At 69.2% G+C, this 26,471-nt stretch carries 26 protein-coding genes; 8 read left to right on the forward strand and 18 right to left on the reverse strand.

Annotated elements, in window-relative coordinates; all coding sequences use genetic code 11:
* Positions 1 to 29: 29 nt before the first annotated feature.
* The 6 genes from VF106_RS11880 to VF106_RS11905 are packed head-to-tail and all read right to left on the reverse strand — an operon-like array spanning position 30 to position 6,495.
* Complete coding sequence (locus VF106_RS11880; protein ID WP_330839701.1) at positions 30 to 1,190, reverse strand: lipid-transfer protein; 1,161 nt, start codon at positions 1,188 to 1,190, stop codon at positions 30 to 32.
* Positions 1,191 to 1,574: a MaoC family dehydratase gene (locus tag VF106_RS11885; RefSeq protein WP_414638943.1), complete on the reverse strand. Its 384-nt coding sequence runs from the start codon at positions 1,572 to 1,574 to the stop codon at positions 1,191 to 1,193.
* On the reverse strand, positions 1,571 to 2,434 hold the full coding sequence (locus tag VF106_RS11890; RefSeq protein WP_330839815.1) for a bifunctional MaoC family dehydratase N-terminal/OB-fold nucleic acid binding domain-containing protein: 864 nt from the start codon (positions 2,432 to 2,434) through the stop codon (positions 1,571 to 1,573). The genes VF106_RS11885 and VF106_RS11890 overlap by 4 nt, the downstream gene beginning before the upstream one ends.
* Entirely contained in the window at positions 2,434 to 3,582 is a 1,149-nt protein-coding gene (locus tag VF106_RS11895) for an acyl-CoA dehydrogenase family protein (protein ID WP_330839703.1), read from the reverse strand. Before VF106_RS11895 ends, VF106_RS11890 begins: the two co-directional genes overlap by 1 nt.
* 1 nt (position 3,583) lies before the next feature.
* Positions 3,584 to 4,564, reverse strand: coding sequence for an acyl-CoA dehydrogenase family protein (locus VF106_RS11900; RefSeq protein WP_330839704.1), 981 nt, complete (start codon positions 4,562 to 4,564; stop codon positions 3,584 to 3,586).
* Positions 4,564 to 6,495, reverse strand: coding sequence for an acyl-CoA dehydrogenase family protein (locus VF106_RS11905; protein WP_330839816.1), 1,932 nt, complete (start codon positions 6,493 to 6,495; stop codon positions 4,564 to 4,566). Before VF106_RS11905 ends, VF106_RS11900 begins: the two co-directional genes overlap by 1 nt.
* 189 nt (positions 6,496 to 6,684) lie before the next feature.
* Here VF106_RS11905 and kstR point away from each other — a divergent pair, with 189 nt between their 5' ends.
* Both kstR and VF106_RS11915 read left to right on the forward strand, forming a co-directional pair.
* Positions 6,685 to 7,317: a cholesterol catabolism transcriptional regulator KstR gene (gene kstR / locus VF106_RS11910; RefSeq protein WP_330839705.1), complete on the forward strand. Its 633-nt coding sequence runs from the start codon at positions 6,685 to 6,687 to the stop codon at positions 7,315 to 7,317.
* Between the two features lie 37 nt (positions 7,318 to 7,354).
* Positions 7,355 to 7,960, forward strand: coding sequence for a class I SAM-dependent DNA methyltransferase (locus tag VF106_RS11915; protein ID WP_330839706.1), 606 nt, complete (start codon positions 7,355 to 7,357; stop codon positions 7,958 to 7,960).
* On the opposite strand, the gene VF106_RS11920 is transcribed toward VF106_RS11915, so the two are convergent.
* Positions 7,957 to 8,556, reverse strand: coding sequence for an RNA polymerase sigma factor ShbA (locus VF106_RS11920; RefSeq protein WP_330839817.1), 600 nt, complete (start codon positions 8,554 to 8,556; stop codon positions 7,957 to 7,959). The genes VF106_RS11915 and VF106_RS11920 overlap by 4 nt on opposite strands.
* Before the next feature lie 309 nt (positions 8,557 to 8,865).
* Here VF106_RS11920 and VF106_RS11925 point away from each other — a divergent pair, with 309 nt between their 5' ends.
* The gene (locus VF106_RS11925; RefSeq protein ID WP_330839707.1) at positions 8,866 to 9,582 is read left to right on the forward strand and encodes an ANTAR domain-containing protein; all 717 of its coding nucleotides are present in this window, start codon (positions 8,866 to 8,868) and stop codon (positions 9,580 to 9,582) included.
* Between the two features lie 2 nt (positions 9,583 to 9,584).
* Here the strand turns inward: VF106_RS11925 and VF106_RS11930 are convergent, their stop codons facing one another.
* Genes VF106_RS11930 through VF106_RS11945 form a run of 4 tightly spaced genes read right to left on the reverse strand, consistent with a single transcriptional unit; the run spans position 9,585 to position 12,285 of the window.
* A complete protein-coding gene (locus VF106_RS11930; protein WP_330839708.1) occupies positions 9,585 to 10,250 on the reverse strand; it encodes a GntR family transcriptional regulator in 666 nt (221 codons plus the stop codon).
* On the reverse strand, positions 10,247 to 10,987 hold the full coding sequence (locus VF106_RS11935; protein WP_330839709.1) for a maleate cis-trans isomerase family protein: 741 nt from the start codon (positions 10,985 to 10,987) through the stop codon (positions 10,247 to 10,249). Before VF106_RS11935 ends, VF106_RS11930 begins: the two co-directional genes overlap by 4 nt.
* On the reverse strand, positions 10,984 to 11,790 hold the full coding sequence (locus VF106_RS11940; RefSeq protein ID WP_330839710.1) for a maleate cis-trans isomerase family protein: 807 nt from the start codon (positions 11,788 to 11,790) through the stop codon (positions 10,984 to 10,986). Before VF106_RS11940 ends, VF106_RS11935 begins: the two co-directional genes overlap by 4 nt.
* 12 nt (positions 11,791 to 11,802) lie before the next feature.
* Positions 11,803 to 12,285 (reverse strand): DUF3830 family protein, encoded by a 483-nt coding sequence (locus tag VF106_RS11945; protein ID WP_414638939.1) that lies wholly within the window; start codon positions 12,283 to 12,285, stop codon positions 11,803 to 11,805.
* A 136-nt stretch (positions 12,286 to 12,421) separates the two neighbouring features.
* On the opposite strand from VF106_RS11945, the gene VF106_RS11950 reads away from it, so the two are divergent.
* From VF106_RS11950 to VF106_RS11965, 4 genes are all read left to right on the forward strand, one after another.
* Entirely contained in the window at positions 12,422 to 13,339 is a 918-nt protein-coding gene (locus tag VF106_RS11950; protein WP_330839712.1) for a D-2-hydroxyacid dehydrogenase, read from the forward strand.
* On the forward strand, positions 13,336 to 14,718 hold the full coding sequence (locus VF106_RS11955) for an amidase (RefSeq protein ID WP_330839713.1): 1,383 nt from the start codon (positions 13,336 to 13,338) through the stop codon (positions 14,716 to 14,718). Before VF106_RS11950 ends, VF106_RS11955 begins: the two co-directional genes overlap by 4 nt.
* Positions 14,719 to 14,837: 119 nt before the next feature.
* Positions 14,838 to 16,115 carry an acyl-CoA dehydrogenase family protein gene (locus VF106_RS11960; RefSeq protein ID WP_330839818.1) on the forward strand — a complete coding sequence of 426 codons (1,278 nt, stop codon included), beginning with the start codon at positions 14,838 to 14,840 and terminating at the stop codon, positions 16,113 to 16,115.
* The gene (locus VF106_RS11965) at positions 16,112 to 17,302 is read left to right on the forward strand and encodes an acyl-CoA dehydrogenase family protein (RefSeq protein WP_330839714.1); all 1,191 of its coding nucleotides are present in this window, start codon (positions 16,112 to 16,114) and stop codon (positions 17,300 to 17,302) included. Before VF106_RS11960 ends, VF106_RS11965 begins: the two co-directional genes overlap by 4 nt.
* A gap of 52 nt (positions 17,303 to 17,354) precedes the next feature.
* Here the strand turns inward: VF106_RS11965 and fxsT are convergent, their stop codons facing one another.
* Genes fxsT through kstD form a run of 7 tightly spaced genes read right to left on the reverse strand, consistent with a single transcriptional unit; the run spans position 17,355 to position 24,809 of the window.
* On the reverse strand, positions 17,355 to 19,316 hold the full coding sequence (gene fxsT / locus VF106_RS11970) for an FxSxx-COOH system tetratricopeptide repeat protein (RefSeq protein WP_330839715.1): 1,962 nt from the start codon (positions 19,314 to 19,316) through the stop codon (positions 17,355 to 17,357).
* Positions 19,317 to 19,338: 22 nt separating this feature from the next.
* Positions 19,339 to 19,818: a GNAT family N-acetyltransferase gene (locus tag VF106_RS11975; RefSeq protein ID WP_330839716.1), complete on the reverse strand. Its 480-nt coding sequence runs from the start codon at positions 19,816 to 19,818 to the stop codon at positions 19,339 to 19,341.
* A gap of 10 nt (positions 19,819 to 19,828) precedes the next feature.
* Entirely contained in the window at positions 19,829 to 20,689 is an 861-nt protein-coding gene (gene chsH3, locus VF106_RS11980; protein WP_330839717.1) for an enoyl-CoA hydratase ChsH3, read from the reverse strand.
* 8 nt (positions 20,690 to 20,697) lie between these two features.
* Positions 20,698 to 21,723 carry a 2Fe-2S iron-sulfur cluster-binding protein gene (locus tag VF106_RS11985; protein WP_524535852.1) on the reverse strand — a complete coding sequence of 342 codons (1,026 nt, stop codon included), beginning with the start codon at positions 21,721 to 21,723 and terminating at the stop codon, positions 20,698 to 20,700.
* Positions 21,724 to 21,742: 19 nt separating this feature from the next.
* On the reverse strand, positions 21,743 to 22,048 hold the full coding sequence (locus VF106_RS11990; RefSeq protein WP_330839719.1) for a hypothetical protein: 306 nt from the start codon (positions 22,046 to 22,048) through the stop codon (positions 21,743 to 21,745).
* Positions 22,045 to 23,175: a 3-ketosteroid-9-alpha-monooxygenase, oxygenase component gene (locus VF106_RS11995; protein WP_330839720.1), complete on the reverse strand. Its 1,131-nt coding sequence runs from the start codon at positions 23,173 to 23,175 to the stop codon at positions 22,045 to 22,047. Before VF106_RS11995 ends, VF106_RS11990 begins: the two co-directional genes overlap by 4 nt.
* On the reverse strand, positions 23,172 to 24,809 hold the full coding sequence (kstD, locus tag VF106_RS12000; RefSeq protein ID WP_330839721.1) for a 3-oxosteroid 1-dehydrogenase: 1,638 nt from the start codon (positions 24,807 to 24,809) through the stop codon (positions 23,172 to 23,174). Before kstD ends, VF106_RS11995 begins: the two co-directional genes overlap by 4 nt.
* A gap of 34 nt (positions 24,810 to 24,843) precedes the next feature.
* On the opposite strand from kstD, the gene VF106_RS12005 reads away from it, so the two are divergent.
* Positions 24,844 to 26,412 carry an FAD-binding protein gene (locus VF106_RS12005; RefSeq protein ID WP_330839722.1) on the forward strand — a complete coding sequence of 523 codons (1,569 nt, stop codon included), beginning with the start codon at positions 24,844 to 24,846 and terminating at the stop codon, positions 26,410 to 26,412.
* Positions 26,413 to 26,471: the final 59 nt, after the last annotated feature.

Consider the following 26,471-nt stretch of genomic DNA (forward strand, 5'->3'; position numbering starts at 1 on the left):
AGGTACTGTACGCGCTAACCTGACGCTTGTCAGGTAGTGGTCAGGACCAGGGCGCTCGTCGGAACGCCCGTACCGGCCGTGACCAGCACGTTCGCTACTTCGGCGACCTGGTTGGCAGCGGTGCCGCGGATCTGGCGGACGCCTTCGGCGATGCCGTTCATGCCGTGGATGTACGCCTCGCCCAGTTGGCCGCCGTGTGGGTTGGTCGGTAGGCGGCCGTCCAGTTCCAGCGCGCCGTCGGCGATGAGGTGGCGGGCCTCGCCGCGGCCGCAGAAACCCAGCTCCTCCAGCTGGACCAGGACGAACGGGGTGAAGTGGTCGTACAGCACGGCGATCGACATGTCCGACGGTCCCAGCCCGCTCTGTGCCCACAGCTGCCGGGCCACCACGCCCATCTCGGGCAGTCCGGTCAGGTCGTCGCGGTAGTAGCTGTTCATCGTGAACTGGTCGGTGCCGGAGCCCTGCGCCGCGGCCGCCACCAACGCGGGCACGTTGGGCAGATCCGCGGCCCTGGCTCGCGACGTGACGACCAGTGCGACGCCGCCGTCGCTTTCCTGGCAGCAGTCCAGCAGTCGCAACGGTTCCGCGATCCACCGGGACGACTGGTGGTCGTCGAGGGTGATCGGTCGGCCGTAGAACCACGCCTTCGGGTTCGTCGCCGCGTGCCGGCGGTCCGCCACGGCCACCCTGCCGAAGTCCTCGCTCGTCGCGCCGTATTCGTGCATGTAGCGGCGGGCGAACATCGCGACCGTGGCGGCCGGTGTGCCCAGGCCCATCGGGTAGTGCCAGCTGTTGTCGATCCCGCTGGAGGTCGGGGCCGCCGCGGCCGCCGTCTGCACGCGGCCGAACCGGTGGCCCGACCGCTCGTTGAACGCCCGGTAGCACACCACGACCGACGCCATACCGGTCTCGATGGCCATGGCCGCCTGCTGCACGGTCGCGCACGCCGCCCCGCCGCCGTACCCGACGCGGGAGAAGAACGACAGCGACGGGATGCCCAGCTCGCGTGCCACCGCGATCTCCGCGTTGGCGTCCATGGTGAACGTCACCAGACCGTCCACATCGGACGGCGTGAGTCCCGCGTCCGCCAGTGCGTCCCGAACGGCTTCGGCCGCCAGTTGCAGCTCACTACGGCCCGAGTCCTTGGAGAACTCCGTCGCGCCGATACCCACGATCGCGGCGTCCAACATTCAGGGCACCTCGATTCGCACGGTGCCGGTCACATGGTCGCCGAGGCTGTTGCGGCCCGCCACTTCCACGACGTACTCACGTCCTTCGTGCGCGACGACCCGGCCGGTGAACGTCAGCTTCTCGTAGGCGTAGCACGGCACACCGAGCTTGATCGAGATCTGCCGCACCAGCGCGTGTGGACCTGCCCAGTCCGTCACGAACCGCTGCACGAGACCCGTGTCCGTGAGGATGTTGAGGAAGATGTCCTTCGAGCCGCGGGCCACGGCCAGGTCCCGGTCGTGGTGGACGTCCTGGAAGTCCCTCGTCGCGATGGCCGTGCTCACCACGAACGTCGGCGTCACGTCGATCTCCAGGGCCGGTAGCTCCTCGCCGACGGTGATCATCGCGGCCGCCATACGGGCATCGTCAACTCGTCGTCGACCTTCGTGAAGCCGATCTTCACCGGCAGCCCTACTTCGGGCTCCACGCCAACGAGTTCGGCCAACAACCGGACTCCTTCCTCCAGTTCGACGAGTGCGATCACGAACGGCAGCGCGTGCCCCGGCACCGGAGGGTGGTGGTGGACGACGAAGCTGTAGACCTCGCCGAGTCCACTCGCGACAATGTGCTTCGGCTTGGTCTCGTTGCAGTTCGGGCACATCGGGCCGGGTGGGTGCCGCAGCGCGCCGCAGCCGCCGCACTGCTGGATCCGCAGCTCGCCCAGTGCGGTGCCTTCCCAGAAGAACGCGGTGTCCCGGTTGATCGACGGCCGGATCACGGGCGCGACCGGCGGTGGCGCGGGCTTCGGCGCGAACTTCAGCACGCGGAACCGCATCTCCGCGACCGGCTCGTCGTCGACGTACCAGGTGCTGCGGGTGGTCACGAACCAGCCCTCGCCCAGCGCGGTGTTCTTCGGGCCGACCACGCTCTCCAAAGTGGACGCAACCGACACTTCCTCGTCATAGCGCAGGTAGCGGTGGTAGGTCTGCTCACAGTTCGTCGCCACGACCGACGTGTAGCCTGCCTCGTCGAGCACGGACACCATGGCGCCCAACGGATCGTCGTCCGGTCGCTTGCCGTGCAGGCCGAACATCGTCCACACCTGCGCCATGGCCGGCGGCGCGACGTCGGCGTAGACCGGGTTCTTGTCGCCGAGTGCCTCCAGCCAGTTGCGGACCATGGGCCGGTTGACCGGGTCACGGCCCGCGCGCCTCGCCGACTCACCGCGGGCCATTACTTCTTGCGCGGCCGTCTCGATCTCAATCATCGCGGCACCCTCGGCAGGTTCAGGCCGGCCATGGCGATCAGCTCGCGTTGCACCTCGTTCACCCCACCGCCGAACGTGAGTACCAGGTTGCGTTTCGCTTGTACGTCAAGCCACCGCATCAGCTCACCCGTCCCTGGGTCCGCCGGGTCGCCGTGCGTGCCGACGACCTCCTCGAGTGTCCGGTTGAGCCACTGGATCCGGTCGGACTGGAACACCTTCGTGGCCGAGGCGTCCGCGATGGACACATCGGCGCCCGCCGCCGCGACCTGCCAGTTGAGCAGCTCGTTCACCCGTGTGTTGGCCCGTGCCTTCGCGAGCGCGCGCCGCACGTCCGGCTCGTCGAGCAGGTCGCGTTGGGCCGCCCAGTCCCGCACCCGCTCGTAGATCGCGGCGAGGCGGCCGGCCGGGCCGAGCATCACGCGTTCGTGGTTGAGCTGTGTGGTGATCAGCCGCCAGCCGGCGTTCTCCGTGCCGACGAGCATGTCGGCCGGCACCCGCACGTCGCTGTAGTAGGTCGCGTTGACGTGGTGGGCGCCGTCGCAGGTGATGATCGGCGTCCACGTGTAGCCGGGGTCGCTGGTGTCGACGATCAGGATCGAGATCCCCTTGTGCTTGGCGGCCTTCGGGTCGGTGCGCACCGCCAGCCAGATGAAGTCGGCGTCGTGCGCGCCGGTCGTGAAGATCTTCTGGCCGTTGACGACGTACGTGTCCCCGTCCCGCACGGCGGCGGTGCGCAACGAGGCCAGGTCCGTGCCGGCCTCCGGTTCGGTGTAGCCGATGGCGAAGTGGATCTCGCCGGCGAGGATCCTCGGGAGGAAGAAGTCCTTCTGTGCCGGGGTGCCGAACACCTGCAGCGTCGGGCCGACGGTCTGCAGCGTGACGCCCGGCAGAGGAATGTCGGCGCGGGCGGCCTCGTTGACGAAGATCTGCTGCTCGACCAGGCCGAAGCCGCGACCGCCGTACTCCTGCGGCCAGCCGACGCCGAGCCAGCCGTCCCGGCCCATGCGACGCACGACCGCGCGATAGGTCTCGCCGTGCCGCTCGACGAGCAGCGCCTCACGTTCCGAAGTGGACATGAGATCGCGGAAGTACTCGCGTAGTTCCAGGGTGAGCGCGTGCTGTGCGGGGGTGAGCTCGATGTCCATGTCAGACCTCCGCCAGCCGGCGCTCGACGCCACCCAGCTGTCGGACCAGGTCCTTGATGGCGGAGTAGAAGCGGTGCAGTGGGTAGCTGACGTCGACGCCGACGCCGCCGTGCAGGTGGTGGCACGTATGGAGCGCGGGCATGGCCTCCTCGGCGAGCCAGTAGGCGGCGACGTCGAGGTCGCTGTCCGGGTCCTTGTCGTGAGCAAGTCGCCAGATCGCCGACCACGCCGCGAGATGCAGTGTCCTGGCCGAGATGTAGACGTCGGCGATCTGCTGTGCCACGGCCTGGAACGTGGCGAGCGGCTTGCCGAACTGTTCGCGGGTGCGGATGTGCGTGGCGGTCAGGTCCAGGGCACCGGCGAGCAGACCGTCGCCGTAGCCACACGCACCAGCGACCGCGAACCGTTGCAGGGCAGCCGTTGCACAGAGTGCCTCGCCCGGCGTCCCGTCCAGGACGACGGTGTACTCGGGTGTCCCACCGGCCGAGTAGGTGCGGGTCAGGGTGGTGTCGTCAGGCGAGACGAGGAAAACGGTGTCCCCAACAGGAACCAGGATCCGAAAAGCGGAAGCGGCGTCCGGCACCCCGACGGCCCGGCCGGACAGTGTGCGATGAAGGACGCCTTCCCCACGTCCAGTGAGAGAAAGGCGTCCTTCATCGCACGTCACGGAGGCGCGGAGGGCCGCGGTCAGCCGGTGCTCGCCGGTGGCCACCTGCGCCAGTATCTCCTGCTGTTCCGACGAGCCGTGGTGGGCGATCGGGAGAACGCCGAGCGCGAGCGTGCTGAACGCAGGCAACGGCGCCGCGACCCGGCCCACCTCGGTCAGCACCACGGCGGTCTCCATCACACCGAGCCCGTCGCCCGCCAGCAAACCGGCCTGTGCCAGGGCTTTCCACGCCGAGTCCGGATCCGGCTCCCGGGTGAGGATCTCGCGGGTGAGGGCGGCGACCGCCTGCTGTGTGTCGTCCAGCGCGAAGTCCATCAGGGTTTCTCCCTTGGCAGGCCGAGGATGCGCTCGCCGACGAGGTTGCGTAGCACCTGTGTGGTGCCACCGGCGATGCTGAGGCAGCGGGTGAGCAGCAGCTCGTGCAACACCGGCTCGGTGGTCTCGTCGACGGCCGCGCCGGCCGGACCGAGCAGGTCCACGGCGGCCTCGGCGACGTCCTGCCGCTGCCGGACCCCGACCAGCTTGCACACGCTCGACTCCGGACCTGGCCCGCGACCGTCCAGCTGCCGCAGCGTGGCCCGAAGGTCCACAAGAGACACCGAAAGCCCTTGCGCCACCAGGAACCCGAGGCGCTCACGGGACCAGTAGTCGACGTCGGTGACGAGGGACAGCAGGCGTTCGACCCCATCGCCGAGCGACGAGCCGCCGCCGAGCGCCACCCGCTCGTTGGCGAGCGTCGTGCGGGCCAGCCGCCAGCCGCCGTCGACCTCGCCCACCACGCACTCGTCCGGGACGAACACGTCGTCGAGGAACACCTCGTTGAAGCGGGCCTCGCCGGTGATCTCCCGCAGCGGGCGCAGCGTGATGCCCGGAGACTTCATGTCCACGAGGAAGTACGTGATACCGGAGTGCTTCGGCGCGTCCGGGTTGGTGCGGGCGAGACAGATGCCCCAGTCGGCCTCCACGGCAGCCGACGTCCACACCTTCTGCCCGGACAGTCCCCAACCCCCCTCCACCCGCACCGCCTTGGTGCGGAGAGAGGCGAGGTCCGAACCGGCGCCCGGCTCCGAGAACAGCTGGCACCAGTGCAGCTCACCGCGCAACGTCGGTGGCACGAACCGTTTCTGCTGCTCCTCGGTGCCGTGCGAGAGGATCGTCGGCGCGGCCCACGCGCCGATCACCAGGTCCGGCCGTGTGACACCGGCCTTCGTCAGCTCGTCGTCGATCACGAGCTGCGCCTTGGCGGAGGCCGCGAGCCCGTACGGACGTGGCCAGTGCGGCACCAGGTACCCGCTGTCCGCCAGCAGCGATCGCTGCTCCGCTGTGGACAGTCCACTGAGGCTGGCCGCGAACTCCCGTGCCGCCGAACGGGCCGCCTCGTCGTCGGCCACCACGCCGAGCCCGCGACGTTCGCCGGCCAGTGCCAGATCGGCGACCCGCCTGCGCCAACGAGCGCTCCCGCCGAGCAGTTGGCGGTTGGCGAGCGCGCGGCGCAGGTACAGATGGGCGTCGTGTTCCCAGGTGAAGCCGATGCCGCCGAGGATCTGGACGCAGTCCTTGGCGTTGTCGACCGCGGCGTCGAGTGCGAGCGCCGCGGCGGCGGGCGCGGACAGCGACTCGGGTGCCCGCGCGGCGTCCCAGGCGAGTGCCGCGGCCTGCTCGCTGCGGCACAGCATCTCCGCGCACAGGTGCTTGACGGCCTGGAAAGAGCCGATGGGCCGGTCGAACTGCTCGCGGATCTTGGCGTAGGCGACCGCGGTGTCGAGGCACCAGCGCGCGATGCCCGCGGCCTCGGCGGCGAACAGCGTCGCGGCCAGGTGTGTGACGGTGGTGGTGTCGAGGTCGAGCCTGGTGACCGGGACGTCCGTCAGCGTGAGCCGGCCCAGCGGGCGGGAGAAGTCGAGCGGCGTGAGGGGCGTGAGGGGGTGTTGAACGGTGCACCACGTGTCGCCCGCGCGGAGGAGGACGACGCCGTCGGCGCCGAGCACGGGGGAGGTGGTGCCGGTGACCCGGTCGCCGGTCACGGTGAGGTCGCCGGGGTCCAGGGCGACGGCCGTGACGTGCGGAAGGTCGAGGAGGCTGCCCAGTGCGGTGGGCAGCAGCGGTCCGGGGATCAGGTGCCGCGCGGCCGCCGTGAGCGCCGCGGCCTGGTCGGCGAGGGTGCCACCGTCCTGGGTGATCGTGCACAGCCCCAGTTCGGTGACCATGGTCTGGTGCTTGGTCCAGGCCTGCGGCTCGGTCTCCATCGCGCGGACCGTGGCCAGGGTGTCGGCCCGCCTGGCGGCGTCGCTGATCGCAGCCTCGAAGGTCACATCGACTACTATAGAACACGTTCTAGTTTTTGTGCTGTGGACGGACGTAACATGTCCGGTACCGGAGTCGCGTAAGGTATCTTGAGCAGGCAGGAACGCGTTTCGAAACAGGGGAACCGACCGATGGCGAGACCGCGAACGTCCGGCGCTAACGCGCTGAACGTGCTCACCGACGAGGAGCTCGGCTCCGCCGCGCAACGGGATCGTCGCAAGAGGATCCTGGACGCGACGATCGCGCTCGCGTCGAAGGGCGGGTTCGAGGCGGTCCAGATGCGGACCGTCGCGGAGAAGGCGGACGTCGCTCTCGGCACGCTGTACCGGTACTTCCCGTCGAAGATCCACCTGCTGGTGTCGGGCCTCGCGCGCGAGCTCGAGCGGGGTCAGGAACGCAACGACCGGTCCGCGATCCCCGGCGACACGGCCTACGACCGGATGCTCTTCGTACTGGGTCGGATCACCCGCGCCATGCAGCGCGACCCGAACCTCACCGAGGCGATGACCAGGGCGTTCATGTTCGCCGACGCGTCCGCGGCCGCCGAGGTCGACGCCGTCGGCAAGCTGATCGAGCGCATGTTCACCCACGCACTGCACGAGGGCGAGCCCACCGAGGAGGACCGGGCGCTGGCCAGGGTCATCGGCGACGTGTGGCTGTCGAACCTGGTGGCCTGGGTGACGCGCCGGTCCTCGGCCTCGGACGTGGCGGAACGCCTCGAGTTGACCGTTCGCCTACTGCTCACACACAAAGCCACCAGTTAACTGGACGTGACCGACCCGGCACGGCATGCTGGTTCGGGTGTCGCAGAACCCGGCATTTGACCAGATCGGCAAGCAGTACGACGAGTCGTTCGTCGAGCGGGACGAGCAGATCGCCGAGGGCGCCTGGCTGATCAGCCAGCTCACGCCCCCCGCGCGGGTCCTCGATCTCGGGGTCGGCAGCGGGCTGCCGACGGCCCGGCAGCTTCTCGATGCCGGGGTCGAGGTCGTCGGCGTCGACGAGTCCGCCGTCATGCTGTCGCTCGCCGAGCGCCAGGCGCCCGGCGGCCGCTACCTCCACCGCGACCTCCGGGACATCGCGGACCTCGGCGAGTTCGACGCCGCCGTCGCCTTCTTCTCGTTCATCATGTTGCCGCGCCGGGACATCACGCCGCTGCTGAGCCAACTTCGCGGCCAGTTGCGCGGGCCCAAGCTGCTGCAGATCGCGATGGTGCTCGGCGACTTCGACGAGCTACCCATCGTCTTCATGGGCGCGCCCACCGCCGTGACCGCCTACCCGCCCGACGAACTCGCACATGTCGTCGAGCGGGCCGGCTTCGAGGTCCTCGATCTCCGGGAGGTCGAGGCGGAGGCGGAGCGCAACCGTCTGGAAGTGCAGATCTACCTGCGTGCCAAGGGAACCTAAACCCACTCCCCGGGGGTGAGCGCCGCGCGCAGCTTGGCCAGCGCACGGTGCTGCGTGACCCGGACCGCCGTCGGGGTCAGACCGACCGCGGTCGCCGTCTCCTGCGCCGACAGACCCACGATCAGCCGCAGCACGAGGATCTCCCGCTGCCGGGGTGGCAGCGTGCCGAGCAGCTCGGTCAGTCGGTGCCGCAGGTCCGCGGCCATCATGATCTGCTCGGGGCTGGCCCCGAGGTCGATGCCGTCCGGCACGTCCGCGGCCGGGTCCGAACGGTCGCGGCCGGCGCGCCGGTAGTGGTCGGCCACCTTGTGCGCGGCGATGCCGTACACGAACGGAAGAAACGACTCGGGTTCGTCGCCGTACCGCGCCAGCGCGCCCAGCACGGCCATGCAGATCTCCTGGGCCACGTCGTCCGCCGACGAGTAGGCCGAGCCACTGCGTCCGATGCGTGACCGACAGTAGCGAACTATGGCCGGTCGGACCCATGCGAACAGCGTCGCGACCGCCTCCTGTTCCCCTGCCATCGACGATCTGACGAGCTCATGGAACGCGGCGCTCTTGAGACGACTGAAGATCTCAGTAGCATCCGACGACATAACCTGCGCACTCACGTGACCTCCACGCCCACCGTCTCCCGCACGTGAGTGATACTCGTAAATTTCAACGGTCAACCAACAGAGTCCAAGGGCCCTGTTCGATTTCTGTCGGGTCGCGACGACAACCACTCAGAGTAGCGTCCTTCGCAGGGTGCCGACACCACTGCGGTGTGTGACAAGCACGGTTAATTGATCTTCGTTTCGGGGTGAATTGAAATGGTTACGGCACAGTGGGATTTTTCGCCAAATAGTGGGCCGGGTGCCGATGACCTTGCCCCCAGCCTGATCATTCGGCCGTAGTCTTACGTCGTGACCAGCAGGCCAGCGGAAGAACTGGCGGAAGCGTTCGTCGAGCTAGCCGACACGTTGTCCGCGGAGTTCGAGCTTGACGACTTTCTGCGTCTGCTGGCGAATCGCTGCGTTCGGCTGCTCGATGTCGACGCCGCCGGCGTGTTCCTGATCGAGCACGGCGTGGCCGCGTCGAGCGACCGGCTTACTCTCGTGGAGTTATCGATCCAACGTCACGACGAAGGGCCATGGCGGGACTGCTGCCGCACCGGCGAGGCGATCGCCGTCCCGGACCTCACCGCGGAGCGGGACCGCTGGCCGAGCTACGTGGCCGCGGTCTGCAAGGCCGGCTTCATGGCGACGCACACGTTCCCGCTCCGGCGCCACGAGGAGCTGGCCGGCACGCTGACCCTGTACCGGACCGAGCCGGGCGACGTCGCGAAGGAGGACGCCCGCCTGGCCCAGGCCATGGCCGACATCGCGACGATCGGCATCCTGCGCGCCCGCGCGCTGCACAAGCAGGAGACCCTCGCCGCGCAGCTCCAGCACGCACTGAACAGCCGGGTGGTCATCGAACAGGCGAAGGGCGTGGTGTCCGAGCGCCTCGGCCTGACCATGCCGGAGGCGTTCGGCGCGTTGCGCACCCACGCACGCAGTCACAACATGCGCGTCAGCGAGCTGGCCTTATCCATAGTGGACGGCAAGTTCGACACGGACCTGCTCCGCGAGGGCACCTGAGGTCAGGGCAGCGGCGGGACGAGCCGGTCGATCGAGTCCTGCATGTGTGCCTCGATCAGTGACGCCAGCAGCTGCTCGTCGCCGTCTGAGATGGCGTTCACCAGTGCCCGGTGTTCGGCCACCAGCTCGTCGGACTCGGGGTAGTGCTTCTGCAGGGCGGTCAGGCACATGCGGGTCTCGACGAGGAGCGTCTGCGCCATCCGCTCCAGCCGGCTGTTGCCCGAACAGCTCACGAGCGTCTGGTGGAAGGCCTGGTCCGCGTCGCTCATCGCGTGCCGGTCGCCGCCCGACGCCGCCGTGACCAGCGTGGACAGCGCCTCCGACAGCCGCGCGACGGCCTCGCCCCGGTTGCCCGCCATGATCAGCTGGCACGCCATGCGCTCGATGGCCAGGCGGGCGAGATAGACGTCCCGCACGTCCGATGCCGACAGGTCGATCACGAACAGCCCCCGGTGCCGCTCGCCACGCAGCAACCCCTCCTGCACGAGCCGCTGCATGGCCTCCCGTAACGGACCCCGGCTCACCGCGAAGCGTGCGGCCAGGTCCGACTCGCCCAGCTGCGTTCCGGGTGCCAGCGTGCCATACATGATCGCCGCCCGCAGTTGCTCGGCGATCAGCTCCGCCGTCGACTGCCGTGCGACCGGCTCCAACTCACCCAACTCACTCACGAGAACAAAGCCCCCAACCCCGTACGCGGCTCGGTAGCGCCCACCAGCCGCAGCCCTTCCCAGACGCTGACCTGGTTCGCGGTCAGCACGGGCTTGCCGAGCAAGTCTTCCAAATCGGTCAGCCATTCCACCGTGTGCAGTGCCGTGTCGGGCACGAGGACGGCCTCGGCGTCCGGGTGGTCCTGCGCGGCCACGAACGACAGCACGTCGTCGCGGCCGAGCGTGCCGACCTCCGCGGCGGTGACGATTCCCTTGCACGACAGCGAAACGACCTCGACGTCCGCGGCGGCGAGGAACGCCACGAACCGCGCCGCGACGTCCCGCGGGTAGGTCGCCGCCACGGCCACCCGGCGCAGCCCCAGGTGCCGAGCGGCGTTGACGAACGCGAAGGACGTGCTGGACGCCGGCGCACCGGCCGCCGCGCGCACGCCCTCCACCTGCGCGGACGCGCCGTCCCAACCGAAGACGAAGCTCCCGCTCGTGCACGCCCACACCGCGGCGTCGACGTCCCCCAACGACCGGGCGCCCTCGGCCAGCACGTCCGCGCCGCCGATGTCCAGCAGCGCGTCGACCCGGTGCGCGTCCTCGCGCATCAGCGTGTGCACGACCGGCAGCGACACCGCGGTACCGGACGCGGCCAACAGCCGCTCCATCGCCGGGTACTCGTCCTCCGCGCTGTAGCCGGGGTAGAGGAAGCCGATGGTGGTCACGTTCATCCCCGAGCCAGGCTGTGTCATGGCCTCGCTCCGCTCGGCGTTCGCGGGCCTGTTCCCGGCGGCTCGCTCAGGTGCGGCTCGGTGACCTGCGCCAGCAGTTGCCCGGCCGCCATCATCGGCGACCCGATCGCGTGCAGCGCCGACCACATGGTGACCTGGTTCGCCGTCAGCACCGGCTTGCCGAGCCACCGTTCCAGCGGGCCGATGATGTCGTAGGTGGGCACGTTCGTGCAGCTGATGAACACGCCCTCGGCGGCCGGCACGTCCACCGAGGAGACCGCACGCACGGTCTCCGAGTAGCCGACCCGCCAGATGTGGTCGAGCAGCCCGAGCCCGATGCTCGTCACCACCTCGACCCCGTGCTCACCCAGGAAGGACAGCAGCCGCTCGGTCACGCTGTCGATGTAGGGCGTCACAACCGCGATCCGCGTCAGCGCCAGCGCCCGCAGGGCCGCGATGAGCCCGCCGGACGTCGTGGTCGCCACCGGCGCGCCGGCCGCCATCATGCTGGCGTGCAGCGCGCGCTCGCCGGCCGCGCCGCCGACGAAGCTGCCCGACGCGCACGCGTACGTCACCACCAGCGGTTCCGGCGCCAGCACGTCCCGCGTGGCGCGCCGCACCCGCTCGGAGTCGGACAGCGCGTGGGCCATCTCGATGGTCACCGGCACGGGCACGAACGGCAGCCGCGTCATGTACAGGGAGATGTCGTCCGGCGCCCAGCGCCACAGCTCACGGTCGAGGGCGAAGTCGAACGGCGCCACCACGCCGACGCCGCGCTGCGCGACCAGGCCGAGGACCTCCACCGGGGGTCTGTCGGGAAGCATGGCCGCCCCCGCTCAGCCGTCGTGCCGCTGGTAAACCAGCCGCTCACCGACGCTGCCCGACCTCCAGACGTCGTTGCATGCCTCGGCCATCGCGTCGAGCCCCTCGACGATCGAGCCGTAGACGTTCCCCGGCACCCAACCGACATCGCCGTTGAGCAGGATGTTGTTGCGGCCGTAGAAGATCGCGAGGTCGATGACGCCCGGCAGCTGCTCGAGACCCTTCTCCTCCTTGAAGGCGCGGTCGAGCATGCCGCCGGGGAAGTCGAAGAACACCACGTCGCCGGGGATCGGGGTGACGGTGGGGTTCTCGTAGCCGATGGGCTCGTCGACGAACCGTTCCACCATCGTGTAGATCTCGTTGCGGGCGTACTTGGCGTGGTGCACCGGCCCGGCGTGGGGGAGGTTCTCCCACACGGCGTCACAGGTTCGGGGTGCGTCCTTGTCGAGGAGCTGGGCCACGCACGAGACGCCACGGCGTTCGAGTGTGATCGTCATGAATCGAGCCATCGGCGTACCCCTCGTGAAGATTGTTGACAATCATACGAGCGGTACATAGCGTGTCAATCCCGTGTCAGCAAGTACTGTCGTAGTCCTTCACGCCCCGAGTGGCAACACCGGGCGACCGGACGGGATGGCCCAGGTCGAGGCCCTCGCGGACGTCCGCTATTCCACCGGGAACGACCTGGTGGACGTGTTGCCGGGAGCCGATGTCCTGTGCGTCTGGGACTTCCGGTCGAGCGCACTGGCCACCGCTTGGCCCGCCGCGTCCGCGCTGCGCTGGGTGCATGCCGCGAGTGCCGGCGTCAACCATGTGCTGACACCCGAAGTGGTGGCCGGCGACATCGTGGTCACCAACGCCCGGGGTGTCTTCGACGAGCCGATGGCGGAGTACGTCCTCGGGTTGGTCTTCGCGCTCGCCAAGGACCTGCCGACCACGCTGGCCCAGCAACGGGAACGCCGCTGGCGCCACCGGGAGACCGAGCGGGTCAGCGGCAGGCACGCGCTGGTCGCGGGCACCGGCCCGATCGGCCGTGCCATCGGCCGCAAGCTCACCGCGGTCGGCATGACCGTCACGGGCCTTGGTCGTGTTGCCCGGTCGGAGGACCCTGACCTGGGTGAGGTGCTTCCCATATCGTCGCTGTCCGAGGCTCTGCCGGACGCCGACTACGTGGTGCTGGCCGCGCCGCTGACCGACGAGACACGCGGCATGATCGACGCGAAGGCCCTCGCAGCCATGAAGCCGACCGCGCGGCTGATCAACGTCGGTCGCGGACCGCTGGTCGTGCAGGAGGACCTGGTCGAGGCGCTGGCGGCCGACCGGCTCGCGGGAGCGGCGCTCGACGTGTTCGTCGACGAGCCGCTGCCCGTCTCGTCCCCGCTGTGGCACCTGCCGAACGTGATCGTGTCGCCGCACATGTCCGGTGACGCGGTGGGATGGCGGTCGGAGCTGGTGGCGTTGTTCGCCGACAACCTCCGGCGTTACCTGGAGGGCCAGCCGCTGCTGAACGTGGTCGACAAGTCCCGTGGCTATGTGAGGGAGAATCCATGACCACGACGTCGATGCTCGCCGAGTACCGGGCTGGCCGGCTGTCTCCGGTGGAGGCGGTGAAGGACGCGCTCGGCCGCATCGAGGAGCAGGACGGTTCGCTGAACGCGTTCTGCCTGGTCGACGCGGCGCGAGCACTGGCCGACGCCGCGGCCTCCGAAGAACGGTGGCGGCGCGGCGAGCCACGCGGGTTGCTCGACGGCGTGCCCGTCTCGGTGAAGGACCTGCTGCTCACGGCCGGCTGGCCGACGCTGCGTGGCTCGCACTCGATCGACCCCGACCAGCTGTGGGACGTCGACGCGCCGTCGGTCGCGCGGCTGCGTGAGCACCATGCCGTGATCATCGGCAAGACCACGACGCCGGAGCTCGGCTGGAAGGGCGTCACCGACAGCCCGCTCACCGGCGTCACCCGGAACCCTTGGGACACCACGAAGACAGCGGGTGGGTCGAGCGGCGGTGCGGCCGTCGCGGTGGCCACCGGCATGGGCGCGATCGCGCTCGGCACCGACGGCGGCGGGTCGATCCGCATCCCGGCGTCGTTCAGCGGGGTCTTCGGGATCAAGCCGACCTACGGGCTCGTGCCGATCTATCCCGCGAGCCCGTTCGGGACGCTCTCGCACGTCGGCCCGCTGTCCTGGTCCGTGCGTGACTCCGCGCTCGCGCTCGACGTGCTGTCCGGTATGGACAGTCGAGACTGGTCGGCAGGGCCCCGGCCACACGAGTCCTTTGTGGCCGCCGCCGAGTCCGCGACCGTCGCGGGCATGCGGATCGCGTTCAGCCCCGACCTCGGTTACGTGTCCGTCGATCCCGAGGTGGCCGCACTGGTGGAGTCGGCCGTCTCGGTGTTCACCGAACTGGGTGCGGTCGTGTCGGTCGCCGACCCCGGTTTCGCGGACCCGGTCGACGCGTTCCACGTGCTGTGGTTCTCCGGTGCCGCGGCGGTGACCGCGCCGCTCACGGACGCGCAACGGGCGCGGCTGGACCCCGGGTTGCGGGAGGTGTCTGCGCAGGGCGCCGAGTACTCGGCCCTCGACTTCATCGAGGCGACCGCGACCCGCGCGGCGCTCGGCCGGACCATGGGCGCGTTCCACGAGCAGTACGACCTGCTGCTGACGCCGACCATGCCGATCCCGGCGTTCGAGGCGGGCGTCGAGGCACCGCCGGGGTTCGACCGGTGGACCGGGTGGACGCCGTTCACGTACCCGTTCAACCTGACGCAGCAGCCGGCCGCGACGGTGCCGTGCGGGTTCACCTCGGCTGGGTTGCCCGTTGGCCTGCAGGTCGTGGGCCCGCGGCATGCGGACGCGCGGGTGCTGGCCGCGTGTGCCGCCTTCGAACAGGCGCGGCCATGGCAACCGAATCGTGACCCAAGTCACTCCTGAACCGCGTTTTCGCGTACCCTACTCTAGAGTAGCTAGCGTTATTTAACTCGCGAGTAGGTAAGGGGGATCGGGTGTCGGCCAGCGAGGGACTTGGCGCCAAGCCGCACAGGCGCAATGCCATGGGTGCCGTGATGTCCGCACTCAACAAGGTCGCGGGCGCGCCCGTCATCGACCGGCTCGGGCTGAAGAAACCGGTGGACAGGGCGCTGTACCAGGCGACGAAGACCGGGTTCCAGGCTGCCGGGGCGGCGACCCGCACGTTCACGGCCGCCCGCGAACTGGGGTCCGCCAAACGTTTGCCACCCGTGTCGGACAGCGGCGTGTTCGATCTGACCCCCACCGAGGAGCAGCAGCTGATCGTCGACACGGTCCGCGAGTTCGCGACCGAGCGGCTGCGCCCCGCGGCGGCCGCCGCTGACGAGAAGTGCGAGACACCCCCGGAGCTGCTCGGGACCGCCGGCGAGCTGGGCATCGCGTTGCTCGGCGTGCCGGAGGAGTTCGGCGGTGTCGCGACCGAGAGTTCGACCGTGACCAACCTGCTGGTGGCGGAGGCCCTTGCCACGGGGGACATGGGTCTCGCGCTGGCGTGCCTCGCGCCGGCAGCCGTGTCGAACGCGTTGGTGCGGTGGGGGAACGAGGACCAGCAGGCGACATACCTGCCGGCGTTCACCGGTGACGACGTGCCGGCCGCGGCACTGGCCATCCAGGAGCCCTATCCGCTGTTCGACCCGTTCTCCTTGCGTACCAAGGCGTACCGGACCGCCGGCGGCTTCCGGTTGACCGGCGTGAAGTCGCTGGTGCCCAGAGCGGCTTTTGCTGAGCTGTTCGTCATCGCGGCCGATGTGGAGGGTCGCGGACCAGCACTGTTCATTGTGGAGTCCTCGTCGGTGACGATCGAGTCGGAGCCGGCCATGGGTATCCGTGCCGCCGGCACCGGCAGGGTGGTGCTGGATCAGGTGGCCGTGCCGGAATCCGCTTTGCTGGCGGCGGACTACGCCGCGTGTGTCCGGCTGGCGAGGCTGGGTTGGTGCGCACTCGCGGTGGGGACGGGCCGTGCGGTGCTGGACTACGTCATCCCGTACGTCAACGAGCGGGTGGCGTTCGGTGAGCCGGTGTCGCACCGGCAGGGCGTGGCGTTCCGGGTCGCGGACATCGGCACGGAGCTGGACGGTATGCGACTGGTGACCTACCGGGCTGCTTCCCGTGCGGCCCTTGGGCTTCCGTTCGCCCGAGAGACGGCGCTGGCGCGAAAGCTGTGCACGGACAAGGGAATGCAGATCGGCAGCGACGGCGTGCAGCTGCTCGGCGGCCACGGGTTCGTGAAGGAGCACCCGGTGGAGCGGTGGTACCGCGACCTGCGGGCGGTCGGCGTGATGGAAGGCGCGGTGCTGGTGTGATCAACCTCGAGGTTCCCCGCAAGCTGACCACCTTGGTGGACCAGGCCCGCCAGGCGGCCATGGCGTTCCTCCGCCCGAACTCGCGGAAGTACGACCAGGCAGAGCACACGTACCCGAAGGAGCTGGACACGCTGGCGTCCCTTTTGGACGGCCTGAGCGCGTCTGGCGGCGGCGCGGGTGCGGGGGGCGTGCGCCGCACCTCGGGCAAACCGTCCACAGCGAACATGTCCGTCTGCCTGGGCACCATGGAAATGTGCTGGGGCGACGCGGGTCTGCTGTTGTCGATGCCTCGCCAGGGCCTGGGCAACGCGGCGATCGCGTCGGTGGCGTCGGAGGAGCAACTGGCCCGCTTCAAGGGCAAGTGGGCGGCCATGGCGATCACCGAACCGGACACGGGCTCGGACTCGGGAGCCATCCGCACAACAGCCGTCCGCGACGGTGACCACTATGTCCTGAACGGCGAGAAGATCTTCGTGACGTCCGGCGAGCGCGCGGACTGCGTTGTCGTGTGGGCGACGCTGGACCGCTCCCTGGGCAAGGCCGCGATCAAGTCCTTCGTGGTCGAACGTGACACTCCCGGCTTCGAGTTGGTGCGCCTGGAACACAAACTGGGCATCCGAGCCTCGGACACGGCCCACTTCCGCCTGGACAACTGCCGGGTTCCGGCGTCAAACCTGTTGGGCACCCCGGAAATCAAGCCAGACCAGGGCTTCGCGGGCGTCATGCAGACGTTCGACAACACAAGGCCACTGGTAGCCGCCATGGCGGTCGGCATCGCCCGCGCCGCCCTGGAGGAAACCCGCCGCCTCCTGACCGAAGCAGGCGTGGAAATCGACTACGACCGCCCCACGAACAACCAACCCGCCGCGGCGGCCGCCTTCCTGGAAATGGAAGCGGACTACGAGGCCATGTACCTGCTGACACTGCAGGCCGCATGGATGGCCGACAACCGCCAACCCAACTCACTACAGGCCTCGTACGCAAAGGCAAAAGCAGGCCGCTCAGCCACCGCGATCACCTTGCGCTGCGTAGAACTGGCAGGCTCGATCGGCTACACGGAACACGAACTACTGGAAAAGTGGTCCCGAGACGCCAAGATCATGGACATCTTCGAAGGCACCCAACAGATCCAGCAACTGATCATCGCCCGCCGCCTGCTCGGGAAGACTTCCGCAGAGCTGAAGTGACCCCGTCACAGCGCCCGGCGGGCATCCGCAGGGTCGCGTCCGAGGTCGGTGGTCAGCGTCCTGTGATCTTCTTGAGTTGGGCGAAGGCTTCCTCGGTCTTGGGGTGGTCCGCGCCGAGTTGGGTGCGGTGGATGCGTGCGCCGCGTTGGGCGAGCGGGGCGGTTGTTGGGTCGCCGAGTGCGTGCAGGACCTGTGCCTTGAACAGCAGGGCATATCCGATGTACAGGTGGTCCGGCGCGTAGATCGCCTCGCGGATCTCGAGGGCGCGGGAGATCAGCGGCAGTGCCGTCGCGTGGTCGCCCAGGTCGACGTGGATCGATGCCAGTGCGATCAGGTCGAAGCTCACGTACGCGTTGTCCGGACCGTACGCGGCCTCGTCGATCCGCAGTGCGCGTTCGGCGAGCGGCAGAGCCGAGGCGTGGTCGCCCAGTTGCCGCTGGATTCGGGCCAGTGTGGCCAGGTCCGTGGCGATGGCTGGGCTGTCCGCCGGCAGACTGCTCTCGTGTAGCCGCAGTGCGCGTTCCGCCAGCGGGAGTGCACGGTCGGCGGCGTCGAGCTCGCGGTGGATCTGGGCCAGCGTGATCAGGTCGAAGCCGATCTCCGAGTCCCGGTCGAGGGACTCGTTGATGGTCAGTGCGCGTTCGCACAGTGGCGCGGCCAGCCGGCGGTCGCCGATCTGTATCAGGTACGTCGCGGCGAGGCGCAGCAGTAGTGCCGTTTCGGGGGACGAGTCCTCGGTGGTGACCGCCAGGACGTGTGGGAGGAGTTCCTGCCAGCGTTCTGGCGCGGCCGGGTCGCCGTGGATGTCATGTGGGGCCGCGGACAGCAGCGCTTCACGAAGCCGCGCACGATGTGAACCCTGCGGCATGGCGGCTCGGACCGCGGCCTGCACCAACCGGTGCACCACCAGGTGTGCGTCCGTGCGGCGGGCCAGGCCCAGACCGGCCAGGGCACCCACCGTCGTGTCCCACGTCAGCGGGTCGGCCGCGGCTGGCAGCGTTTCGAACAGGCCCAACGGGATCGGCTCGGGCGCCAGCAGCGCGCACAGTTCCAACAGTTCGACCGAGGCAGGCGGTAGTTGGCGCAGGCTCATCTGCCACAGCGTGGCCACCACCACCGCGGGGCGGTCGGCCAACTCGCCCTGCGCGATCATCTCCTCCAGCCGCGAGGTCAGCAGGGCGAGGTACTCCTCAGGCGCGGTGTGGTTGTAGTCCATGTACCCGGCCGCCTGTTCCAGCGCGAGCGGCAGATCACCCAGCTGCTCGGCGATCTGGTCGGCCACCGCCTCGGACATGTCGGGTACGCGCCTGGTCAGCAGTGCGATCGACTCCTGACGCGCGAAGACGTCCAGGTCGAGCACGCCCGCCCTGGACGACCAGCCGCTCACCCTGGTCGTGACGATCACGTGCCCGTTGCCCGCCAGGTCTCCCGCGGGCAGGGCGTGGGCGAGCGGGCCTGGCTTCTCCCCGTTGTCGAAGATGATCAACCAGGGGCGGCGGTCGCGCAGCTTGCCGTACACGCGTGGGATGACCTGCTCGGCGCCGATCTCCGTCAGGCCCAGCTCGCGCGCCAGTGAGGCGAACTGTGTGGTGACGAGGTCGGGATGCTCGGCGTCCACGAACGCGACGAACCGGTACTTCGGCAGGTAGCGGTAGGCGTACTCGATGGCGAGCTGTGTCTTGCCGACACCGCCCAACCCGTGGATGACGATGTCGTTCGCGGACGTGAGCTGAAGACGCAGCTCCTTCATGACGGCCTCACGGCCCGTGAAGTGACCGTTGCGTGGGGGTAGGCGGAAGGTCGCGGAGGGCGCCTCGCTGCGCTCCCGGCGCGGCGCCTGCCACATGCCGACCAGCGCCAGCGGGATCAACAGGACCAGCACCACCCAGGGATGGGTGCGCACGAAGTCGAGGGGGCCCGGCCAGCGGCTCTGCCCGGAAGCGGCGTTGAAGGCGAGGCTGCCGACGAACAGCACGAGCAGCGCGGCCACCACTTTCGCCAGCGTCCGCCACATTCCCGCGAGCATAGCGATCAGCTCAGGCCAGTTTCAGCAGATAGGAAAGCCCTGGCTTGTCGTCGAGGGTGATCTTCTCGCCGGTGGGCACGAAGCCGGTGCGGGTCAGCACCTTCCGGGAGCCGGTGTTGTCGACCGCCGCACGTGCTCGCAGGCTGGTCAGGCCGTAGGTCGTGGCCGCCAAAGTGGACACTTCGCGGACTGCGGCGGTCGCCAGGCCCTTACCGGCGGCCTTCTCCGCGATGCGGAAGCCCAACTCGGCCGAGCCGTCGGCCACGTCCACCAGGTTGACGCGGCCCAGCACCTCGCGGCCGTCACCGATGATCAGGTGGAAGTGGCACAGGCCGGCGTCCTGCTCGTCGAGGAGCGCTTGGTGGCGTTCCGCGAACAGGGCGAAGTAGCCGTCGCCGCGGTCCGGTATGGACGCCGCGAAGTAGGCGCGGTTCTCCAGCTCGAACGTCAGCAGCGCCGGGGCGTGGTCAGGTCTGAGACGTTCGATCACACGACCGAACCTACCGGACCGCCAGCACCGTTTCGTCAAGCACCGGGGCGTCGTCGCGGTCGATGGCCGTTGCGGTCGCCCGGTAGCCGTCTTCCGTCCGCCACGCGCGGATCCGCAGCGACTCACCCGGGAACAGCACGCCGGCGAACCGCGTGCCGAACGTCGCCACCCTGGTGACATCGCCGGACAGCAGATTGTCCACAAGGGCCTTGCACACGATGCCGTACGTGCACAGGCCATGCAGGATCGGCCGGTCGAAGCCCGCCAGCGCGGCGAAGGCCGGGTCCGCGTGCAGGGGGTTGCGGTCGCCGCACAGCCGGTACAGCAGTGCCTGCTGCGGCAACGTGGGCACCTCCACCTCCAGCACCGGGTCACCCTCGGGGGCCGGTTGCCGGTTGGACGGGCCGCGTGAGCCGCCGAAACCGCCTTCGCCCCTGGCGAAGATGCTCGACGTCGTGGTCCACAGTGGATCACCGGACGAGGTGGTGATCGTGGCCTCCTGCACGATCACCGCTGCCTTGCCCTTGTCCCACACGTCCGCGATCCGGGACTGGGCCACGCCCTGGCCGTCCCTCGGGAGCGGGCCGTGCACGGTGATGGACTGCGTGCCGTGCAGCACCTTCGACAGGTCTATGTCGATGCCGGGGAACGTCACCGCCGGCGGCTCGAACATGCGGAAGTTCGGGGCCACCACACCGAAGGTGGGCAGCACCTTCAGGCGGTCCTCCAGCACGTAGCCCAGTTCCGGCTCGGAAACCGGTTGGGCGCCCGCACCCAACGCCAGGTGGTAGAGCAGCACGTTCGAGCTGGTCCACTCGAACTTCGTCGTGCCAAGGTCCGCACCGATCGCCACGTCGGGGTCGATGGGCATCCGTCACCTCACTCGTAGCTGATCTCGACGTCGTCGGTCACCGGTAGCGACTGGCACGCGAGCCTGATGCCGTCATCGAGGTCCTCGTCGTCGAGGACGTCGTTGTTCAGCATCTTCACCTCCCCGGCCACGAGCCGGCACGCGCACGCACTGCAGGCACCCTCCCGGCAGGAGTACGGCGCGTCAAGCCCTCGTGCCAGCAGCAGGTCCAGCAGCTTGGTGTCCGCAGGCCAGTCGAACCGGTGTTCCGCACCGTCCAGTGTGACCTTCACCGAGGCGACGCGCGCGCTTGCCGACTCGGCGACCACCGCCTGCTCGAACGGGTTCGCGCCCAGTGACTTGAACCGTTCGATGTGGACACGCTCGCGTGGCACACCCAGGTCCGACAGCGCCGTGCGGACCGCGGCCATGAACGGCGCCGGGCCGCAGATGAACGCCTCGTATGCGGCGTAGGGTCGCGCCAGCGCGGACAGCGTCGGCGCGGACGGCAGTCCCTGCACCGACTCCAGCCAGTGGATCACCGTCAGCCGGGTCGGGTGTTCGGCCATCAGCGCGGCCAGTTCGGTTGCGAAGATCACCGACTGCTCGTCGCGGTTCGCGTACACCAGGACCACACGGCCCGAACCGGCCGCCAGCACCGACTTCACGATCGACATCACCGGTGTGATGCCGCTGCCCGCGGCGAACAGCAGCAGTTTCGAGTCCAAAGAGGAGGGAGTGAAGATACCCGCCGGCGCCAGTGACTCCAGCTCGTCACCTGCGGACACCGAGTCGCAGATCCAGTTCGAGCCGTAGCCGTCGGCCGTGCGCTTGACCGTCACCTTCAACGACGAGTCGACGTGCGGCGAGCTGGACAGCGAGTAACACCGTGCCACGGAGCCACAGCGATCGCTCGGGATCCGCAGCGTCAGGAACTGGCCCGGTTTGTAGTCGAGACCGGGGGAGTCGAACACGAGCGAGCACGCGTCCGCCGTCTCGGGCACCACCTCGGCGACCCGCAGGCGGTACGAGCGCACCTCACTCACGACGTCCATGATTCGTTCGCAAGCTCACTCATTCGGGCACCGCCACCGCACCGGTCGCCACCGCTCGCTCGATCGCCTCCCGCAGCCGTGGGCACGTGTCGATACGGGCGGACAGCTCGCCGGCAGCCACCCGCGCCGCGAACTCCGGGCACGAGTCGGCAGGCGAGGACTGCCACTGGATGCTCATGTGCTCCCGGCTTGCCTTGCGCACCAGTACTTCCGTCGTGCAGGCCGCGCACGCGACCGGCGTCAGCCCGCTGGTGAGGTACTCGTGCTCGTCGGACAGCGTGCCCATCGGGTCGCCGTGCGGCGGCGCCTTCGCCCAGACCGTCATCGCGCCTCCGCCTCCTGGCGAGCCAGGTTCTCCGCGACCTCCTGCTCCCACACCTCGTTCGCGCGGGTGGTGTCCACTTCGAACTCGAACCGCTGCGTCATCTCCTCGGTCACGTCCGCGGTGTCCACGTAGAACTGCTCGTACCAGCGGCGCAGCTGGTAGACCGGGCCGTCCTCCTCACACAGCAGGGGGTTGTCCACCCGGGTCTTGTTCCGCCAGATCTCCACGTCCTGCAGGAACCCGATGCCGAAGCTCTTCGCGAGCTTGCCGGCCACCTTGTCCGCCTTCTCCTTCGGCAGTCCCGGCAGCTTCTTCACGCTCACCCCCCACTGCAGGACGAAGGAGTCCGGCGTGACCGGGTAGTGGCAGTTGATCAGCACGGTCTCGATGGTCGTGCCGGAGAAGTCCTGCCAAATGTCGTTGATCATGTAGGACGGGCCGAAGTAGGACGCCTCCGACTTGAGCGTCACGCCTTCCACCGAGTAGCTCGACCCCGTGAGCGGAACGTCCGAGCGGGCACGCGAGTTGAGGTACTGCGTGGCGACATGACCCTCGAACACGTTCTTGAAGTAGGTCGGGAACGCGAAGTGGATGTAGAAGAAGTGGGCCATGTCGACCATGTTGTCGATGATCTCGCGGCAGTTGGAGCCCTCGATCTTCACGGTGTCCCAGGTCCAGTCGCTCCACTCGTCGCTGGACGCGCCCTTGGTCTCCGGGATCACGACGTGCTCGGGCGGCGGGTTGCCCTCCGGGTCGTGCCACACGAACAGCTGCTGGTTGCGCTCCAGGGTCAGCCACGAGCGGGTGCGTGCCCGGAGCGGGATCCGCTTGGCGTAAGGGATCTGCACGCACTTGCCGTTGCCGGCCCAGCGCCAGTCGTGGAACGGGCACGCGATGGCCTCACCCTTGACCGTGCCCTGCGACAGGTCGCCGCCCATGTGCCGGCAGTACGCGTCGAGCACGTTGAGCTTGCCGTCCTCGGTGGCGAACACGACGAGCTTGGTGCCGAACGCCTCGATCGCGTGCGGCTTGCCGTCGCGGAACGGTTCCGCGAGGCCGAGGCAGTGCCACCCGCGCGCGAACCGCGTGCGTGGCGCGCCGACGTCGATCGTGCGAAAGCTGGTCATTTGGTCTCTCCCGCCATGTCGAGTGCCGCCAGGTACCCGAACACCATTGCCGGACCGAGCGTCGCGCCGGGGCCCGCGTACGTGTGGCCCATCACCGGTGCGCTCGCGTTGCCCGCCGCGTACAACCCGTCGATCACCGAATCGTCCTCCCGCAGCACGCGTGCCGCCGTGTCCGTGCGTAGCCCGCCCTTCGTGCCGAGGTCGCCCGGCACGATCCTGATCGCGTAGAACGGCGCGCGGCGCAGCGACGCGAGGTTGGGGTTGGGCCGGTTGCGTGGGTCACCGTAGTACCGGTCGTACGCGCTGTCCCCGCGATGGAAGTCACTGTCCACCCCGGACTCCGCGAACCCGTTGAACCTCGACACGGTGTCCCGCAGGGCATCCGGCGGCACGTCGATCTCCTTTGCCAGCGCCTCGAGCGTGCTACCGCGGCGCACGGCCCCGAACTTGTACCAGCGGCCAGGGAAGGGCTGTCGGGGACCGAGACCGGCGAACAGGTACCGGTTCCGGTAGTTCTGGTCGGCGATCAGCCAGGCCGGCACGCTCTTCGTCTCGTACATCGCGTGCACGGCGTCCACGTACGGCGCCGCCTCGTTGACGAAGCGCTCTCCGCGCTGGTTGACCAGGATACAACCGGGCAGACTGCGCTCCGCCAGACAGAAGTACGGCCCGCGGGGCAGCAGGATCGACGGGCCCCACCACGCGTCGTCCATGAACGCGACCGCCCCGCCGAGCCTCATGCCGGCCTCGATGCCGTCACCGGTGTTCTCCTCGGCGCCGACCGTCCATTCCGTACCGATCGGATCTTCCTGGTACTCCTTGCGCATCCGCTCGTTGTGCTCGAACCCGCCGGACGCCAGCAACACACCGCGCCTGGCCCGGATGGTGTCCGGCTTGCCGTCCCGAAGGATCTCGACGCCGGTCACGCGGCCGTCCTCGGTGACGAGGTTGGTGAGCGGTGTGGACAGCAGCACCGGCACGTCCATCCGGGACAGTCCGACGCGTAGCCCGGCCGAGAGCGCCTGCCCCATCGCCAGCAACTGCCTGCGCAGCACCAGGGAGACCACGCGGCGGCCGGCCACCCGTGCCGCGCGGAGCAGACCCTTCGGATGCCGGGCGATGAGGTTCATCCAGCGGTAGTCGGCCTGGGTGACGGTCATTCCGGTGGGCGCCTTGAGGTACGGCGGCGCGAGGTTTCGCAGTTCGTCGCCGAGCACCGCGGCGTTGAGCGGCCGCGGTTCCAGTGACCGGCCCATCGGCAGGCCGCCGGGCGCCTCTGGGTAGTAGTCGGAGTAGCCGGTGACCCACCGCAGTCGCAGCGGGGTGTTGGCCAGCACGAACCGCAGCATGGCCGGTCCGTTGTCGAGGAACGCGGCACGCAGGTCGTCGTCGACGGCGTCGCCGGTGATGTGCTCGAGGTAGGCACGTGCCTGCTCGGTCGTGTCCGGCACGCCATCGGCCAGCAGCACGTCGTTGTTGGGCACCCAGACCCCGCCACCGGAACGTGCCGTCGACCCGCCGAAGTGCGGTGCCTTCTCGATGAGCACGGTGCGAAGTCCGTGGTGGGCAGCGGTCAGCGCCGCGGTCATGCCGGCCGCGCCGCTCCCGACCACGATCACGTCGTACTCGTCCATGGAACCCATACTAGAACAGGTTATAGTTTTTGCCATGCCCTTGGCGTGGGACTCGGAGGCGGACGTCGTCGTGGTGGGCTTCGGCGGGGCGGGTGCGTGTGCCGCACTCGAGGCCGCCCGAGCCGGCGCGTCCGTGGTGGCACTGGACCGGTTCGCGGGCGGCGGCGCGACGGCGATGTCGGGCGGGGTGGTGTACGCGGGCGGCGGGACCTTCGTGCAGCACGCGGCCGGCGTGCCCGACACCGTCGACGACATGGTCGCCTACCTGCGCGAAGAGGTCGGCGACGCGGTGTCCGACGAGACGCTGCGGCGGTTCTGCGCGGAGAGCGCCGACATGATCGACTGGCTGGCGGAGGCCGGCGTCCCGTTCGACTCGTCGGTCTGCCCGTACAAGACCTCGTACCCGTCGAACCAGTACTACCTGTACTACTCGGGCAGTGAGAACGCGTGGCCGTTCCGTTCAGTCGCGACCCCGGCCCCACGCGGCCACCGGACACACGCCCGGGGGACATCCGGTCGGGTGTTCTTCGCGGCCCTCGCGTCCGCGGCCCGCGCGGCCGGCGTGCACGTCGCCCGGCAGACGGCGGTCACCCGGCTGATCATGGAAGACGGCCGGGTCGTCGGCGTCGAGTGCCGGACGCTGAAGTCCCGGTGGCACGGGATCCTGCACCAGTACGCGACCAAGCCCGGCCTGTACGTGCCGGGTTTCGCGCGGATACTGCACCGGCGCATCACCGAGCTGGAGTCGACCCACGGGCGGGTCGTCCGGATCAGGGCCCGGCGCGGTGTCGTGTTGGCGGCCGGCGGGTTCGTGAACAACCGCGAGATGATGCGGACCCACGCCCCCGGGTTCCGGGGCGGCCTCCCGCTGGGCACGCAAGGTGACGACGGTGTGGGCATTCGCCTGGGTGAGTCGGTCGGCGGCGTCACCGATCGTATGAACAAGGTGTCTGCTTGGCGGTTCCTCACGCCCCCCAGCGCGCTGATACGGGGGATCCTCGTCGACCAGTCGGGGGCCCGGTTCGTCGACGAGTCGGCATACGGCGCGGCGATCGGGGAACGGCTGGTCCGCGACCACGGCGGCCGCGCGTGGCTACTGGTGGACGAGCGCATCCTCGCCGACGCGCGACAGCAGGTTCGCACGGAAACCCTGTGGTTCCAACGACTTTCGGCGGAGTACCTCCTCCGGTCCTCGGTGCGCGGCGCCACGCTCGGGGAGGTGGCCCGCAAGGCGGGCATCGACCCGGCCGGCCTGACCGCGACGGTGGCCTCGTACGGGCGCGGAGAGGACCAGTTCGGTAAGCACTCCGACCTGGTCGCGCCGCTCGCGGGCCCCTACGCGCTGATCGACTGCTCCTATGGTCCTCGCCTGGCCTACCCGTGCCCGATGCTCACCCTGGGCGGGCTCGTCGTGGACGAGGGCACCGGTCAGGTGCTGGATGCCGACGGCGCCGGGATCCCGGGCCTGTACGCGGCGGGCCGCAACGCCGTCGGCATCTGCTCGAACTCCTACGTCAGCGGACTGTCCCTGGCGGACTGCGTGTTCTCCGGCCGTCGCGCCGGCAAGCACGCGTCTGGCGCGGACAACAGCGAGATGATCTGACTCATCCCCGCTTGGAGTTCGGTGACGACCTCACGCCATTCCGACCGCGACTTGACCAG

This window comes from Actinophytocola sp. (assembly GCF_036378875.1).
In the GTDB taxonomy this organism is placed as follows: Bacteria; Actinomycetota; Actinomycetes; order Mycobacteriales; family Pseudonocardiaceae; genus Actinophytocola.